This window comes from Yimella sp. NH-Cas1 (assembly GCF_022359705.1).
In the GTDB taxonomy this organism is placed as follows: Bacteria; Actinomycetota; Actinomycetes; order Actinomycetales; family Dermatophilaceae; genus Yimella; species Yimella lutea.
In genome coordinates this window covers 1223919-1239523 of record NZ_JAKSGG010000003.1, presented here as the reverse complement: position 1 = coordinate 1239523, position 15605 = coordinate 1223919, and the positions used below count along the sequence as shown (strand labels likewise).

The following is a 15605-nucleotide window of genomic DNA, read 5'->3' as shown; positions in this document are numbered from 1 at the left end:
TCGTGCCGGTGGCGGTGATCCTCGCCGGTGGACTCGGTACCCGGATGCGGCCGCTGACCGACCTGCGGGCCAAACCCGCGCTCCTGGTCGCCGGGACGCCCATCGTCGGTCATCAGTTGCGTTGGTTGGCGTCTGCCGGGATCAGGCGGGTCGTGATCGCGACCTCCTACCGCGCGAAAGACCTGCGCACGGTCCTGGACGACGGCTCGGAGTTCGGGGTAGCGGTCAGTTACGTGCACGAAGCCGAACCTCTCGGGACCGGTGGCGCACTGGCGCTGGCCACCCGAGCGATGGATCCGCACCAGGCTGTCGTCGTCCTCAACGGCGACCAACTCACCGGTCACGACCTCCAAGCGCACCTGCTCGCGTTCGCCAAAGGCGGCGTGGCTGTCACCATTCATGCCCGGCGAGTGGACGATGCACGCGCGTTCGGCCTGTTAAACCTCGACGGTGATCAGGTCCGCGGCTTTCGCGAGAAGCCCACCGAGCCGGTTCCCGGCGTCGTGAATGCCGGCACCTACATCCTGCGGGCAGGTGTCCTGCGCGACGTGCCGAGCGACACCGTGGTGAGCCTCGAACGTGAGGTGTTCCCCCGCCTGATCGCCGACGGTTTTGTCGTCACCGCATACCTGGAGGACGCCTACTGCCTGGACGTCGGCTCCCCCCGTGCGCTCCTTCAGGCCAACCGGGACGCGGTCGCCAGAACCGGTGCCACAGCGCGGGTCGACGGCGTCGTGGCGAGCAGCGCGACCGTCGACGGACACAGTTATGTCGGGACCGGCGCGGCGGTCGGCGCCGACGCGGTCGTCCACGGATCGGTCTTGATGCCCGGATGCGTCATCGGTGACGGCACGAAGATCGAACGCTCCATCGTCGCCCAGACCGCCGTCGTGGCCGAGGGAGTTCGGCTGCAAGACAACGTCATCGGCGAAGGAGCACGGGTCAGCAGCTCCCTCGAACCCGGTGCGGTCGTGCCGACCGGTGCTGTGATCGGTTAGTGCGCCGCCTGGTGCCAGGAATTACCCACGCCGATGCTCACGTCGAGCGGAACGTCCATCTCGATCGCCGCGCCCATCTCACGACGGACGAGATCCTCGACCTGGTCGCGCTCGCCCGGCGCGATCTCCAGCACCAGTTCGTCGTGCACCTGCAGCAGCATCCGTGACTTCAGGTCGGTGTCATCGAGCGCGCGTTGCACACCGAGCATCGCCAACTTCACCACATCGGCGGCCGAACCCTGGATCGGTGCATTGAGCGCCATCCGCTCGGCCATCTCGCGGCGCGGACGGTTGTCGGATGTGAGGTCGGGCAGGTACCGGCGCCGGCCGAGCATCGTCTCGGTGTAACCGACCACCCGGGCATCGTCGACGACCGAGCGCAGGTAGTCGCGCACGCCACCGAACCGCTTGAAGTACTCGTCCATGAGTTCCTTCGCCTCACCGGTGCTGATCGTGAGCTGCTTGGACAGACCGAACGCGGACAACCCGTACGCAAGTCCGTAACTCATCGCCTTCACCTTCGACCTCATCTCCAGGGTTACGTCGGCGGGCTCCACTCCGAAGACGCGTGCTCCGACGAATCGGTGCAGGTCCTCGCCGGTGCGGAAGGCTTCGATGAGCCCCTCATCGCCGGACAGATGCGCCATGATCCGCATCTCGATCTGGGAGTAGTCGGCCGACATCAGCGACTCGTAGCCGTCGCCCACCACGAACACCTCGCGCACCCGGCGGCCGGCCTCGGTGCGGATCGGAATGTTCTGCAGGTTCGGGTCGACCGAGGACAGCCGGCCGGTCGCGGCGACGGTCTGCAGGTAGGTGGTGTGGATGCGTCCGTCGTCGGCGGCCGACTTCATCAGACCCTCGACGGTGACCCGCAGGCGTGACCAGTCGCGGTGCCGCAGCAGTGCTTCCAGGAACGGGTGCTCGGTCTTGGTGTACAGGTCGGTGAGTGCGTCGGCGTCGGTGGTGTAGCCGGTCTTGGTCTTCTTGGTCTTCGGCATGCCCAACTGGTCGAACAAAACGACCTGCAACTGCTTGGGTGAGCCGAGATTGATCTGCTCGCCGCCGATCGCGTCGTACGCGTCCTGCTGCGCCTGCCGCACGCCGTCGGCGTACTCCGATTCCAGCGACTGCATCGCGTCGGCGTCGACCGCAATACCGGTGCGCTCCATCGAGGCCAACACACCGGTCAGCGGAAGCTCCACCTCGCGCAGCAACTGCGCTCCACCGGTGTTGTCGAGTTCGGTCGCCAATGCCTGGGCGAGTTCGGCAACGGCGGCGGCCCGCACCATGGCTTCGTGCGCCTCGGTGTCGGTGCCGCCGAAGTCGAGCATCCCCTGCGCGGCGGGTTCGGCGTCGGCCCGCAGTTCGCGCTTGAGGTAGCGCAGGACGAGGTCGGCGAGGTCGTACGAACGCTGGTCAGGACGCACCAGGTAAGCCGACAGCGCCGTATCGTTGACGATGCCCTCGACCGGCAACCCACTGGCCACGAGTGCCTGCGCCTGCGGCTTGGCGTCGTGCATCACCTTCGGTCGAGCAGCGTCCGAAAGCCATTCCCGCACAGCGATCTCGCCTCGCGGTTCAAGCGTCGCGAGCTCGAGGTAGGCCGCCTTGTGGTCGGCGCTGATCGCGATCGCTTCGGCCTCGCCCGCGCCGCGCGCCCAGCGTCCGATGACCTCGACACCGGCGGTCACCCCGCTGCTGAGGTGCTCCCCGATCCATTCGGCCACCTCACCCGGCGGGAGCACCTGGCCCTCGACATCGACTCCGTCCTCGGCCTCCTCCTGCACAGCTTCGAGCGTGGCGAACAGGCGGTCCCGCAGCACTTTGAACTCCAGGCCGTCGAAGACGGTGTGCACCTCCTGGCGGTCCCACACCTGGCGCTCGAGACCGTCCGGATCGGTGGGCAGCACGACATCGCGCAGCAACTGGTTGAGCCGGCGGTTACGCAGCACCCCGTCGAGGTGGGCCCGGAACGACTCGCCGGCCTTGCCCTTGATCTCGCCCGCATTGGCAACGACGCCGGCGAGGTCGCCGTACAGGCCGATCCATTTGGCCGCCGTCTTCGGACCGACACCCGGGACACCGGGCAGGTTGTCGGACGACTCCCCCACCAGCGCGGCGAGGTCGCTGTAGCGCTCGGGCAGAACTCCGTACTTCTCCTGCACCGCGGCCGGTGTCATGCGAGCAAGTTCCGAGACACCGCGCACCGGGTAGAGCAGGGTGACTTTGTCGTTGACCAACTGCAACGCGTCCCGGTCGCCGGAACAGATCAGCACCTCGTCGAAACCGGCGTCGACCGCCTGGGTCGTGAGGGTGGCGATGATGTCGTCGGCCTCGTAGCCCTCGGACTCGATGTAGGTGATCCGCAGTGCGTCGAGCACCTCACGCAGCAGGGAGACCTGACCCTTGAACTCGTCCGGGGTGGCCGAACGTCCGGCCTTGTACTCGGCGTACTCCTCCACCCGGAAGGTCTTGCGCGAGACGTCGAAGGCCACGCCGACGTGGGTCGGTTCCTCGTCACGCAGGACGTTGATGAGCATCGAGGTGAAGCCGTAGACGGCGTTCGTGTGCTGCCCCGTCGTGGTCGAGAAGTTCTCGGCCGGGAGGGCGAAGAAGGCGCGGTACGCCAAGGAATGTCCGTCCAACAACAACAATCTCTTCACGCATGGCAGCCTAAGCCCCATGACCGACAACCACGCCGCCCCCACCACCTCCTCGATGTCCGACCCGGAGATGGTCGAACTGTTCAACACGATGAACGCCGGAACGCTCGTTGAACGGATGGGGATCGAGTTCCTCGAAGCCTCCCCGCAACGGGTCGTGGCCCGGATGCCGGTGGAGGGAAACACCCAGCCCTACGGCCTGCTGCACGGCGGCGCGAGCGTCGTCCTGGCCGAGACGGTCGGATCGGTGGGCTCGGCCCTGCAAGCCGGCGAAGGACGCGCCGCGGTTGGGCTGGACATCAACGCGACCCATCACCGCGGCGTCCGCAGCGGATTCGTCACCGCCACGGCGACGGCGATCTCGCTCGGCCGCACGGTGGCGTCCTACGACGTCGCGATCACAGACGACGAGGGCCGCCGGGTCTGCACCAGCCGCATCACGTGCATGCTGCGTGACGCGCCGACCAAGGCACAGTGACGCCCTAACAGGGCGAAAGTCCGCAGAACTCGCGGGTCAAGGCGCGGGTTCTGCGGACTTTTGCGTTCAGCCTGCGTTGCGGGCGGTCGCGGTCTTGGTGCGGGCGCGGCCACGGATGGAACGGCGCAGCCGGACGACGGACTGTCCGCCCGCCCGCTCGGCCGCGAGTTCGGGCTCGAGATGGCGACGCAGCGCGGCCACCGAGGTCGATCGCAGGGTGGTCGTGCTGGCGAACCCGAGCCGGGCGAAGAATCGGTTGATGTCACGCTGCGCAGCAGGCACCGCAGCGGTGACGACGCCGGCCCCGATGCTCTCGGCGGCGAGCGGGACGACGGCCAGCAGGGAGCGTGCCACGCCGGTGCGCCGGTGCGCGGGAAGCACGTACATCTGATCGATCCAGACGGACGTCTCGTCACTCATCGAGCTCATCGGGTTGCGCAACAGCACCAGGTAGCCGGTGGCCTCGGTCCCGTTGTGCGCCAAGAAGATTCGCACGTCCTTGTGCTCGACGGCGTCCCGCAGCCGGCCGTCGCGAACCATCCGGGCAGCCCATTCACGGGTCTGCCCGGCAGACACCCGGTAGTCGATCCACAACTGCTCGAGGTCCACCAGGTCGGCCGAGCCAGGACGCACCGCACGCACGGACGAACGCGCCACTTCGTGTCTTCTCCGGATCGTTGAGGGTTCACCTTCCGACCGGAACAGTACGCCTGTTCAGTTCGGCGTGGAACAAGAATCCGACAGATTGCTCCCGTCGGACTACCGTTACCGCTCGTGAGCGCAGTCTTTCCTGGCCTCGGCACGGTCATCAACGTCGCGACGGTCGTCATCGGTGCCGTGTTGGGGATGCTTGTGGGGCACCGGCTTTCCGAACACACCCGCTCCGTGGTCACCGACTGTCTCGGCCTGGTCACTCTGCTGACGGCAGGTCTGAACGCGATGATGGTGACGGACATCGGCCTGACCGATGCCGTCGGCAGCGGTGCTCCCCTGATGATCGTGCTCGGGGCGTTGCTCATCGGCGGGATCGCGGGCAGCATCCTGCGGATCGAGGACCGACTGGAATCGGTGGCCGGGCGCATCCAGTCCCGGATCGCCGGCCGGATGCCGAAGGAGCAGATCGACGCCGATGCCGGCTCGGCTCGCGAGCGCTTCATCGAGGGCTGGATGACCGCGTCCCTGTTGTTCTGCGTCGGGCCACTCACCATCCTCGGTTCCCTGAACGACGGACTCGGACGCGGCATCGACCAACTCGTGCTGAAGTCCGTCCTGGACGGTTTCGCGGCGATGGCCTTCGCGTCGACCTTCGGCATCGGCGTCCTGATGTCGGCGGTCTCGGTGGCGATCGTCCAGGGAGGACTCACGCTCGCCGGGTTCCTTCTCGGCTCCGTGCTGCCCGACCCCCATATCGCAGCACTGACAGCCACCGGTGGGGTCATGTTGATCGCGATCGGCTTGCGGCTGTTGAACATCCGTCAGATCGCGGTCGGAGACATGCTGCCGGCGTTGATCGTCGCTCCCCTGTTGACCCAACTCGTCATCGCGCTGCGTTGACGAATGCGAAAGTCCGCGGAACCGGCGACCCGACGTCGTGGTTCCGCGGACTTTCGCATCGAGTGGGTCAGTCGGCGCCCAGGTAGGCAGCCTTCACCGCGGGGTCGGCGGCGAGCTCGGCGCCGGCGCCCTCGCGGGTGATGTAGCCAGTTTCGAGCACGTACGCCCGGTGGGCGATCTTGAGCGCCTGGTTGGCGTTCTGCTCCACGACCAGCACCGTGGTGCCCTGGCTGTTGACTTCCTTGATGATGTTGAAGATCTGCTTGATGTACTGCGGGGCGAGGCCCATCGAGGGTTCGTCGAGCAGCAGCAGCTTCGGACGGGCCATCAGCGCGCGGCCGATGGCGAGCATCTGCTGCTCGCCACCGGACATCGTGCCGCCGGCCTGCTTCTCGCGCTCCTTCAACCGCGGGAACAACGTGAAGACCCGTTCGAGGTCCTGGTCGTACTCCTTCTGGTTCTTCTTGCGCGCGTACGCACCCATGTCGAGGTTGTCCAGCACGGTCATCGCCGGGAACACACCGCGCCCTTCGGGGGTGAGAGACATGCCGAGGCCGACCCGGGAGTGACCGGGGACCTTGGTGATGTCCTTGCCGTCGAAGGTGATCGAGCCGGACGAGGAGTTGAGCAAGCCGGCGATGGCACGCATCGTCGTCGTCTTACCGGCACCGTTGGCGCCGATCAGCGACACGATCTCGCCCTCGTTCACGTCGATCGAGATGCCGTGCAGCGCCTGGATCCTGCCGTAGTGGACCCCGAGGTCCTTGATCTCAAGCAACGCCATCTTCGTCGTCCTCCACTCCCAGGTACGCAGCGATGACGGCCGGGTCGGCCTGGATCGCCTTCGGTACGTCATCGGCGATCTTCTTGCCGAACTCCAGCACCACGATGCGGTCACAGACACCCATGACCAGCTTCATGTCGTGCTCGATGAGCAGCACCGTGTAACCCTCGTCCCGAATGGTGCGGATGAGCTCCATGAGCTCTTCCTTCTCCGCCGGGTTGAAGCCCGCGGCCGGCTCGTCGAGACACAGCAGCTTCGGCTCGGTCGCCAGGGCGCGCGCAATCTCCAGACGGCGTTGGTAGCCGTAGGGAAGGTTGCGCGACAGTTCCTGGGCCTTGTCCGCAATGCCGACGAACTCCAGCAGCGCCATGCCGTGCTCGATCGCCGACTTCTCCTCACGGATGTGCCGTGGCGAACGCACGAGTGCGCCGAAGACGCTGGTCTTGTGCCGGGCGTCCAGACCGACGACGACATTCTCCAGAGCGGTCATCTCACCGAACAGGCGGATGTTCTGGAAAGTGCGGGCGAAGCCGGCGCGGGTGATCGCGTTCTTCTTCAGACCAAGCACCGACTTGCCCTCGAGCAACACACCTCCGCTCGCCGGCTTGTAGACACCCGTCATGGCGTTGAAGCAGGTCGTCTTTCCGGCACCGTTCGGGCCGATCAGACCGAGGATCTCGCCGCGCTTGATGTCGAACGAGACGCTGTCGAGGGCGGTCAGACCACCGAACTTGACCGTCAGGTTGTCGATCTCGACCAGCTTCTCGCCGACCTCGACCGCGATCGTGCGGTCGAGCTCGACGATCTGTGCCGCCTCCGAATCCGGCGGCGGCGGGGGCGCCGGGTGCGCGTCCTCGTCCAGCAGATCGTGCTCGTTCTCCGGTTCGCCCTTGCCCAGACCGAGGTGGCCGGGCGTGTACGTCTGGCGTTCGGGACCGTCGCCGGGCTCGCCGCCGATCACGTTGTGGGTGTTCTCGCTCACGAGGTGGCCTCCTGCTCTGTGCCGTGTCCTGGGTCCCGGCGCAACCGTGCCGCTACGCGCTTGGCCTTCTTGCCGTACGCGAGCAGGTGGTTACGGGCACCGAACAGACCCTGCGGTCGGAAGATCATGATCAGCACCAGCAGGATGCCGAACACGAGGTACTTCTGCTCCGCGATGAAGATGAATCGAATCGGCAAGTAAGACACCAGGATTCCACCCAGGACCGCTCCGAACTTGTTACCGGCACCGCCCATGACGACAGCCGCGATGAACAACATGGAGGTCGCCACATCGAACTTCTGGTTGTTCACGAAGCCGACCTGACCGGCGAAGATCGCACCGGACAGACCACCGAGCGCCGCGCCGAGACAGAACGCCCACATCTTGAACTTGAAGGTCGGCACGCCCATCACCTCGGCGGCGTCCTCGTCCTCACGGATGGCGATCCAGGCACGACCCACGCGCGAGCGCTCGAGGTTGCCCAGCAGCAGCATCACGATGATGATCACCGTCAGGATCAGCCAGTACCAAGCGGTTCCGTTGCTCTGGACGAAGATCGGCACGCCTTTGTCATCGGTGCCCGGGGGGCGACCGATGCTCTGGAAGCCGGTATTGCCCTTCAGCGCCGGGATGATCGTCGCCAGCAGGCGGATGATCTCTCCGAAGCCGAGGGTCACGATCGCCAGGTAGTCACCGCGCAGGCGCAGCGTCGGGATGCCGATCAACATGCCGACGATGCCGGTCACGATCATCGCCAGCGGCAAAGTGGCCAGGTAAGGGATCTTCACCATGGTGGAGTCCGGGCTGGTCCACAGCGCCGCGACGTACGACCCGACCGCGAAGAAGCCGATGTACCCCAGGTCGAGCAGACCGGCCTGACCGACCACGACGTTGAGGCCGAGCGCGACGAGCGCGAACCGGGCCGCGTCGAAGCAGGCCAGCGGGAAGTTGTAACCGGCGCTCTCGGTGGACAGCAGCGGCGGATTGAGGATCGGTAGCAGGTAGAGCAGCGCTACTGCGACCGCGAGGACGCACCACTGCTGCCAGCGCTCCAGACCGTTCCACCAGCGGGACAGCCCCTCGAAGCGAGTCGGTTTGCGGGTCTCTTCCGATTGCTCGTCGGCCTTGGCCTGGGACGCGGCTGCGTCCGGGATCGGGGTGCTCATCGGGGTCCTCGCAACGTATCGGAGCGACGCAGAAGCGTAGAACTTCGTGGAGTGATTCTCATGCGCGTACCTTCCCCAGGTTGGATCCGAGGATGCCGTCGGGGCGAACCATCAGCACCATGATCAGGATGACGAACGAGACGACGTCGATCCACTGAGCACTACCCAGGAGCCACGCGCCGTAGTTGCCGATGACGCCGAGCAGCAGACCACCGAGCAGCGCTCCACGGATGTTGCCGATACCACCGAGCACGGCGGCGGTGAAGGCCTTGATGCCGAGGATGAATCCGCCGTTGTACTGGACGCCGGCGGGCACCTTCATCACGTAGAACAGTGCGGCTGCGCCGGCGAGGGCACCACCGATGACGAACGTGATCATGATGATGCGCTCGCGGTTGACGCCCATGAGGGTTGCGGTGTCGGGATCCTGCGCAACGGCACGCACGCCACGTCCGACGCGCGTGTGCCGGATCAGCTGGTCGACCGCAACCATCATCAGCACCGCTGCGCCGACGATGATCAGCGACGACAGCGGGATGGTGGAGCCGAAGACTTCGAAGATCGCCTCGTCCTTGAACATCGTCACCGAGGGCTCCGCGACGGCGCCGCGCCACCAGAAGAACGCGTATTGGATGACGAAGGACATGCCGATCGCGGTGATCAGGAAGACCAGGCGGGGGGCGTTGCGGGCCCGCAACGGTTTGTAAGCGATGCGTTCGACCGCGAGCGCGACCAGCGCGGAGACCACCATCGCGATGACCAACGCAAGCAGCAGGTTGCCGATGATGGCCGGCCATCCCAGATTGGGGACGGACGCTCCGAAGCCGAGCGCGGTGAGGGTAAACACCACCGCGTAGGCGCCGGCGATGAAGACCTCGGAGTGGGCGAAGTTGATCAGGTTCAGCACGCCGTACACCAGGGTGTAGCCCAGGGCGACCAGCGCGTAGATGGCGCCGAAGGTGAGGCCGTCGAAGGTGGCGTTCCAGAAGTTGTCGGCCAGTTCCTGCCAGTGGAAGCTGATCCAGGTGTTCTCGTCGGCGGACGCGAGCGCGGACAGCGCGGGCACCACCGAATGGAGGGCTGTCATGCAAGCCTCATTTCATGAAACCGGGCGAGGGCCCGTCCGCGGTTGCAGACAAGCCCTCGCTCGTTGGTGGATTCGGACCGATCTCGAAATCAGTCCAGCTTGCCGACAGAAACGATCTTGCCGCCGTCGACCTTGTAGCCGTAGACGGCCAGGTCGGACAGCTCACCCTTGTCGTCCCACTTGATCTTCTTGCTCAGGCCCTGACCGTCGTAGGTCTTGACGAAGTTGAGCAGCTTGGGACGGTCGGTGTTGCCCTTCTGCAGACCGGCCAGCAGGATCGCCGCCGCGTCGTAGGACTCGACCGAGTACGTACCGGGGGCCGCGTTGGCGACACCCTTGTACGCCGAGGCGAACTCGGGGATCAGTTCACCGGGGATGCAGGGGCAGGTGAAGTAGGCGTTCTTGCTCGAGTCACCGGACAACTTGATGAACTGGTCGTCCTTGACGCCATCGGGTCCGATGAAGGCACCCTTGAAGCCCTTGGCGACGAGCTGCTGGTTCAGCGGCGCACCCTCGGCGTAGTAGCCGGCGTAGAAGATCGCGTCAGCCTTGGAGTTGACGATCTTCTGGACGGTGGAGCTGAAGTCCTTCTGCTTGGTGGTGACCTTGTCCTCACCGGCGAGCAGCTTCTTCTCGGTGAGCGCCTTCTTGGCGGTGCCACCCAGGCCGATGCCGTAGTCGGAGTCGTCCATGACCAGGTAGACCTTCTTGGCGCCGAGCTTCTCGGCCAGGATGGCCGCAGCCGGACCCTGGACGTTGTCGTTGCCCAGGCCACGGAAGAAGGTCTTCCAGCCGTTGCCCGTCAGTCCCGGGTTGGTCGCCGACGGGGTGATGTGGACGAGGCCCGCCTGCTCGAAGATCGCGCCGGTGGCCTTGCTCTCACCCGAGAAGGGCAGACCGATGACACCGACGATGTTCTTGTCGCCGACGGCCTGGGTGACCGGGCCGGTGGCCTTGGTGGGGTCGCCCTCGGTGTCGTACTTCTTGAACTGCACCTGGCAGTCCTTGTTCGACTTGTTGTGCTCGTTGATCGCGAGCTGGACGCCGTTGTACTCGTTGATGCCGAGCTGGGCGTTGTCGCCGGTCATCGCACCGATGAAGGCGATCGTGGTGCCGGCGGCGCACTTGGCCTTGCCGTCACCGGCAGCCTTCAGCGCGTCCTTCGGAACGTCGATGCTGGTCTGGGCCTGAAGGGTCTTCAGACCCTCGGCGCCACCGCCACCGCCGCCCTCGTTGCCGCCTTCCTCGTTGGCGCAACCGGCGATGGTCAGGGACAAAGCGGCGAGAGCCGCCGCAGTCTTCAGAGTCCGGGACACAGTGAAGTCCTCCATAGGTCATGCGAGTGCCACCGCGGCACGTGCGCTGATCGCCCGCCGTCCGCACGGGAATCGCGCGCCTGTCGGGCGTTCGGAACACTAATGCGGTGCGACACGGGCCGCACCGGGATCAGCGGAATGAAGCCTGTTCGTTACCAAGCGTCCGGAGCGAAGCCGCAGTGGGACGGATGCCCGGAACGGCTTCGTCAGCGCTTGGGCTGCGCGGCGCCGGCGACGACGGCGTCCGCCACCTCACGCATGCCGAGACGACGGTCCATGGCGGCCTTCTGGATCCACCGGAAGGCCTCGGCCTCGTCGAGATCGAGCGACTTCATCAGCACGCCCTTGGCCTTGTCCACAGCCTTGCGGGTCTCCAACCGCTCGAACAGGTCGGCGACCTCGGACTCCAGCGCCTTGCGCTCGGCCCAACGGCCGGCCGCGACGGTGATCGCCGGGCGCAGGTCGTCCGCGGTGAACGGTTTGAGCACGTAGGCCATGACGCCGGCTTCCGAGGCCCGCTCGACGAGCTCCTTGTCGCTGAACGCGGTCAGCATCACGACCGGCGCCAGTCCTGCGCCGCCGATCTCCTGTGCAGCGCTGATGCCGTCCAGGCGTGGCATCTTCACGTCCATCACGACGAGGTCCGGGCGCAGTTCGCCGACCAACTCCACGGCCTTGCGACCGTCGCCGGCCTCGCCGATGACGTCGTGTCCGGCCTCCCGCAACATCTCCACCAGATCCAGCCGGATGATCGCTTCGTCCTCGGCGACCACGATGCGCAGCGGGGCGGACACGCCGGCAGGAACGGCGGCAGTTTCAGGCATGGGGCCAGGGTATCGAGGCCGAGCCCCCGGCTCGACCCGGAAGGGATCGGGGCAGCTGTGAGATCCGTCGCGGATCGGCGTGAACTCAGCCCCGCAGGTGGGCCACGTTGGCCCAGCCCGGGTCGTCCTCGATGTGGGTCTCCACCCGACCCGGACGGCCGGACGCCGCAGCCTCCAGTTGCGCTGCACCGGTCCGGGTCGAGTCGACGTAGAAGTGGTACTGGCACCGGGATCCGGCCATGACGATCGCGACCAGCTCACCTTGGCCCTCGAGCCGCTCCGACAGGTGATCACGGAACGCCATCAGGTCACGCTGCACCGTTTCGTCGGGCAGACCTTCGGCGTCGCCGGTGTAGGTCACGCTGATCGTCACGCTCTGGTCGAGCGTGGGTGCGGACGCGGCCGCGAGCGGCACGCGGGCGAGCACCCGCACCGGTCCGATCTGGCTGACGCCTTCCAGCGCCACCCAGGAGTTGGCGCCCTCGAACTCCTGCGCCATGTCCCGCACGACAGCGCGCAGACCGGAGAGGCCGAAACCGTCCATCGGTGGAACGAGGCTCGGGTGAAGTTCGCCGATCCAGGTCTCGGTCATCGTCTCCCCCACGGCGGCGTCGACCGCCAGGAAGCAGAACGTGGTTCGCCCTTGCTCCCCCAGTTCCTCAAGACGAGGGTGGTGTACCTGGACGTCGACACGAGTACCCGAACGTCGCACGCCGACCCGGGTCTCGTTCAATGCGAGCTCGATCGAGTCCAGTTTCAGGACGGCGTCGGACAGATCGAGCATGGGCGGACGCGCGTCGGCGTACGACCAGAACACGTCCGACTCCGGTGCGCCTTCCAGCCATCGTCGTGCCGTCGAACGCAACGCGGGGTCGCCGTCGGCGGTCACGACGAGCTTGTGCACGGACTCGTCGCCCTTCGCGAACTCCCAGGACAGTTCGCCGGCGACGGCTTCGACCTGGCCGGTCATGTCGGCGACGATGCGCCCGGGGTCGCCCTCGGCGAGGGCGCTGCTGCTGCGCGCCATTCCTTCGTCGGTCCACCATGCCCAGAAGCGAGCGATCGCCTCAGCCTGTCGCGCGGTCTGGCGTGCCGCCTGGTTGTCGCGACCCTTGCCGCGTCCGCCGAAGAGTCCCACGAGCGTCCTTCCGTTCGGTCGACTCAACGCTAGCCGAGCGCGGCGGCGGACTGTCGGCGGACACAGGAAGGCCCGCGAACGCCCAGGGGGGTCGACGTTCGCGGGCCGGTCTGTGGGGCTGCCGGATCAGGCAGCCGGCTGCTGCTGGCTCTGCTTCTGGGCCATCGCGGAGAGCGCCAGACGAAGTCGGTCGGCATTGTCCTCACCGACGGTGAGTTCGCCCTCGGGCGTGAGGTCGGCGTTGAAGACCAGGTTGATCTGGTCCACGACGTCGGCCTTGACATGCGTGAGCACCTCGGCCAATGCCTGGGTCGCCTGCGCGGCGCCGCTCCAGCCGTAGCCCACCAGGGCGATCGGCTTGGCGTGCCACTCGGCGTACAGGAAGTCGATCGCGTTCTTGATCGACGCCGGGAAGCTCTTGTTGTACTGCGGGGTGACGACGACGAGCGCGTCGAGGCCGGAAACCTGCTCGGCCCATTCCTTGGTGTGCGGCAGCGCGTAGTTGCCGTTCGCCGGCATGTCGACCTCGTCCAGGAAGGGCAGCGCGATCTGCGACAGGTCGAGCAGCTCGACCTCCCACTCCCCTGCCGGGACGACCGAATCCACCCAGGCAGCAACCTTCGGACCGATGCGGGCCGGACGGGTGCTGGAGACGACGATGCCGAGCTTCTTCATGGACGTGTCAACGACTTCGTCGGCCGGCATCTTCCGTGAGGCGTCGGTGGTTTACATCACGTCGAGGTGATCATCTCAGGCGGTTCCGTGTCGCCTTCCGGCGGCGGGGTTTTCGTTTGCCTCGGTCATCAAACGGGCTTTGGACCGGGGTGGACACGAATCGGGGCGAACCCCCATGGGATTCGCCCCGATTCGAGAAGTGCCGGGAGCGGGACTTGAACCCGCACGCCCTTTCGAGCAACGCATTTTGAGTGCGCCGTGTCTGCCATTCCACCACCCCGGCAGTGGACCGCCGCGCCACTATACGTCAGTGGCGCGACCGCTCACGAATCGGTTTCGCCCTCCTGGTGGAAGCCGTACGCCGGAGCCACGCCGTTCTTGGCGTCGCCGATCTTGTGCACGCGAATCGCGTTGGTGGAGCCGGGGATTCCGGGCGGAGAACCGGCGACGATGATCACCAGGTCGCCTTCCTCGCAGTACCCGTCGGCGATCAGGGTCTCGTCGACCTGCATCGCCATCTGGTCGGTGTGCACGACGGCCGGCACCAGGAAGGTCTCGACGCCCCAGACGAGCGCGAGTTCCGAGCGGGTCAGCTGCACCGGGGTGAACGCCAGGATCGGGATCTCGTTGCGCAGCCGGGCCAGTCGCTTGGTGGACCCGCCGGTGGTGGTGAAGGTGACCAGATACTTCACGTCCAGTTGGTTGCCGATATCGGAAGCCGCCTTGCAGACCGCGCCACCCATCGTCTGGACGATGCCGTCCGGCAGCGTCGGGATGCGGTCGAAACCGTTCGTCTCGGTGCTCTCGATGATGCGAGCCATCGTCTTGACCGCCTCGACCGGCCACGCTCCCATCGAGGTCTCCCCCGAGAGCATGATCGCGTCGGCGCCGTCGAGCACAGCATTGGCACAGTCGCTGGCCTCGGCGCGGGTCGGGCGGTGATTCTCGATCATCGACTCCAGCACCTGGGTCGCGACGATGACCGGCTTGGACGCCATCCGGGACAACTCGACCGCGCGCTTCTGCACGATCGGCACGTCCTCCAGCGGCAACTCGACACCGAGGTCACCACGCGCCACCATCACACCGTCGAAGGCGTCGATGATGGCCTCGAGGTTCTCGACCGCCTGCGGCTTCTCGATCTTCGCGACGACCGGGCGGGTCTCACCCTCCTCGTCCATGATCTCGTGCACGCGGTCGATGTCGCAGGCGTCCCGCACGAACGACAGCGCGATGATGTCGCAGCCCTGGCGCAACGCCCAGCGCAGGTCGTCCTCGTCCTTCTCCGACAGCGCGGGCACACTCACCGCTACGCCGGGAAGGTTGATGCCCTTGTTGTTGGAGATCCTTCCGCCCTCGACGACGGTGGTCACCACGTCGGTGTCGGTCACCTCGATCGCGCGCAGCTCGATCTTGCCGTCGTCGATCAGGATGCGGTCGCCGGCTTCGACATCGCCGGGCAGGCCCTTGTAGGTCGTGGACACCCGTTCCTGATCACCGTCGACGTCGTCCACGGTGATCGTGAAGGTGTCGCCCTTCTCGACCGTGATCGGGCCGCCGGAGAAGCGTGCGGTGCGGATCTTCGGGCCTTGCAGGTCGGCGAGGATCGCGACCGCGTGACCTTCGGCGTCACTCGCCTCGCGCACCCAGGTGTACATCTGGGCGTGGTCCTCGTGGCTGCCGTGCGACAGGTTCAATCGCGCGACGTCGAGGCCGGCGTGGACGAGTTCGGTGAGCTTCTCGGGAGTGGCGACTGCAGGACCCATGGTGGCGACGATCTTCGCTCTGCGCATGACGCAAACCTAGCGATTGTTCGAACAAACCACGATTTACGCTCAGTGACCGGAAAGTAGCTTTTCCGGTTTGACAACGGACCAGGGGATGCCCGGCGGATCGTGTCCACCGGGCATCCCCGTCTCGCTGCTGGGTGACCGGGA

Annotated in this window: 14 protein-coding genes and 1 tRNA gene; 3 read left to right on the top strand and 12 right to left on the bottom strand. The window is 66.3% G+C overall.

Translation table 11 applies throughout. The features are described 5' to 3' along the window. Positions 1-2: 2 nt before the first annotated feature. The gene (locus tag MF407_RS06305) at positions 3-998 is read left to right on the top strand and encodes an NDP-sugar synthase (RefSeq protein ID WP_239701784.1); all 996 of its coding nucleotides are present in this window, start codon (positions 3-5) and stop codon (positions 996-998) included. Here the strand turns inward: MF407_RS06305 and polA are convergent. Next, on the bottom strand, positions 995-3664 hold the full coding sequence (polA, locus tag MF407_RS06300; protein WP_239701783.1) for a DNA polymerase I: 2670 nt from the start codon (positions 3662-3664) through the stop codon (positions 995-997). The two genes, MF407_RS06305 and polA, sit on opposite strands and share 4 nt — an antisense overlap. A 55-nt stretch (positions 3665-3719) precedes the next feature. On the opposite strand from polA, the gene MF407_RS06295 reads away from it, so the two are divergent. After that, positions 3720-4142 (top strand): hotdog fold thioesterase, encoded by a 423-nt coding sequence (locus MF407_RS06295; protein WP_129625158.1) that lies wholly within the window; start codon positions 3720-3722, stop codon positions 4140-4142. A gap of 66 nt (positions 4143-4208) precedes the next feature. Here MF407_RS06295 and MF407_RS06290 read toward each other — a convergent pair whose 3' ends face one another. After that, positions 4209-4799 carry a GNAT family N-acetyltransferase gene (locus MF407_RS06290; protein ID WP_129625061.1) on the bottom strand — a complete coding sequence of 197 codons (591 nt, stop codon included), beginning with the start codon at positions 4797-4799 and terminating at the stop codon, positions 4209-4211. 117 nt (positions 4800-4916) lie between these two features. Here MF407_RS06290 and MF407_RS06285 point away from each other — a divergent pair, with 117 nt between their 5' ends. Then, positions 4917-5696 carry a DUF554 domain-containing protein gene (locus MF407_RS06285; RefSeq protein ID WP_129625060.1) on the top strand — a complete coding sequence of 260 codons (780 nt, stop codon included), beginning with the start codon at positions 4917-4919 and terminating at the stop codon, positions 5694-5696. Between the two features lie 67 nt (positions 5697-5763). Here MF407_RS06285 and MF407_RS06280 read toward each other — a convergent pair whose 3' ends face one another. The 10 genes from MF407_RS06280 to pyk all read right to left on the bottom strand — a co-directional run bounded on the left by MF407_RS06280 (position 5764) and on the right by pyk (position 15461). After that, positions 5764-6480 carry an ABC transporter ATP-binding protein gene (locus tag MF407_RS06280; RefSeq protein WP_129625059.1) on the bottom strand — a complete coding sequence of 239 codons (717 nt, stop codon included), beginning with the start codon at positions 6478-6480 and terminating at the stop codon, positions 5764-5766. Continuing rightward, on the bottom strand, positions 6467-7285 hold the full coding sequence (locus MF407_RS06275) for an ABC transporter ATP-binding protein (RefSeq protein WP_239702859.1): 819 nt from the start codon (positions 7283-7285) through the stop codon (positions 6467-6469). The genes MF407_RS06280 and MF407_RS06275 overlap by 14 nt, the downstream gene beginning before the upstream one ends. 173 nt (positions 7286-7458) lie before the next feature. Beyond that, positions 7459-8628 (bottom strand): branched-chain amino acid ABC transporter permease, encoded by a 1170-nt coding sequence (locus MF407_RS06270; protein WP_129625058.1) that lies wholly within the window; start codon positions 8626-8628, stop codon positions 7459-7461. Positions 8629-8686: 58 nt separating this feature from the next. Continuing rightward, on the bottom strand, positions 8687-9715 hold the full coding sequence (locus MF407_RS06265) for a branched-chain amino acid ABC transporter permease (protein WP_129625057.1): 1029 nt from the start codon (positions 9713-9715) through the stop codon (positions 8687-8689). Positions 9716-9804: 89 nt separating this feature from the next. Next, positions 9805-11031 carry a branched-chain amino acid ABC transporter substrate-binding protein gene (locus MF407_RS06260; RefSeq protein WP_239701782.1) on the bottom strand — a complete coding sequence of 409 codons (1227 nt, stop codon included), beginning with the start codon at positions 11029-11031 and terminating at the stop codon, positions 9805-9807. 206 nt (positions 11032-11237) lie between these two features. Further along, positions 11238-11855, bottom strand: coding sequence for a response regulator (locus MF407_RS06255; protein WP_129625055.1), 618 nt, complete (start codon positions 11853-11855; stop codon positions 11238-11240). A gap of 85 nt (positions 11856-11940) precedes the next feature. Continuing rightward, entirely contained in the window at positions 11941-12993 is a 1053-nt protein-coding gene (locus MF407_RS15820; protein WP_239701781.1) for a DUF695 domain-containing protein, read from the bottom strand. 126 nt (positions 12994-13119) lie between these two features. Next, a complete protein-coding gene (locus MF407_RS06245; RefSeq protein WP_239701780.1) occupies positions 13120-13668 on the bottom strand; it encodes an NAD(P)H-dependent oxidoreductase in 549 nt (182 codons plus the stop codon). A 200-nt stretch (positions 13669-13868) separates the two neighbouring features. Further along, positions 13869-13951, bottom strand: a tRNA-Leu gene (locus MF407_RS06240). 40 nt (positions 13952-13991) lie between these two features. Then, complete coding sequence (gene pyk / locus MF407_RS06235; RefSeq protein ID WP_239701779.1) at positions 13992-15461, bottom strand: pyruvate kinase; 1470 nt, start codon at positions 15459-15461, stop codon at positions 13992-13994. Positions 15462-15605: the final 144 nt, after the last annotated feature.

Excerpts from the sequence above, each read along its gene's own strand:
- pyk (WP_239701779.1), bottom strand. The coding sequence starts at position 15,461 with ATGCGCAGAGCGAAGATCGTCGCCACCATGGGTCCTGCAGTCGCCACT.
- MF407_RS06280 (WP_129625059.1), bottom strand. The coding sequence starts at position 6,480 with ATGGCGTTGCTTGAGATCAAGGACCTCGGGGTCCACTACGGCAGGATC.
- MF407_RS06245 (WP_239701780.1), bottom strand. The coding sequence starts at position 13,668 with ATGAAGAAGCTCGGCATCGTCGTCTCCAGCACCCGTCCGGCCCGCATC.
- MF407_RS06295 (WP_129625158.1), top strand. The coding sequence starts at position 3,720 with ATGTCCGACCCGGAGATGGTCGAACTGTTCAACACGATGAACGCCGGA.
- MF407_RS06255 (WP_129625055.1), bottom strand. The coding sequence starts at position 11,855 with ATGCCTGAAACTGCCGCCGTTCCTGCCGGCGTGTCCGCCCCGCTGCGC.
- MF407_RS06270 (WP_129625058.1), bottom strand. The coding sequence starts at position 8,628 with ATGAGCACCCCGATCCCGGACGCAGCCGCGTCCCAGGCCAAGGCCGAC.
- MF407_RS06265 (WP_129625057.1), bottom strand. The coding sequence starts at position 9,715 with ATGACAGCCCTCCATTCGGTGGTGCCCGCGCTGTCCGCGCTCGCGTCC.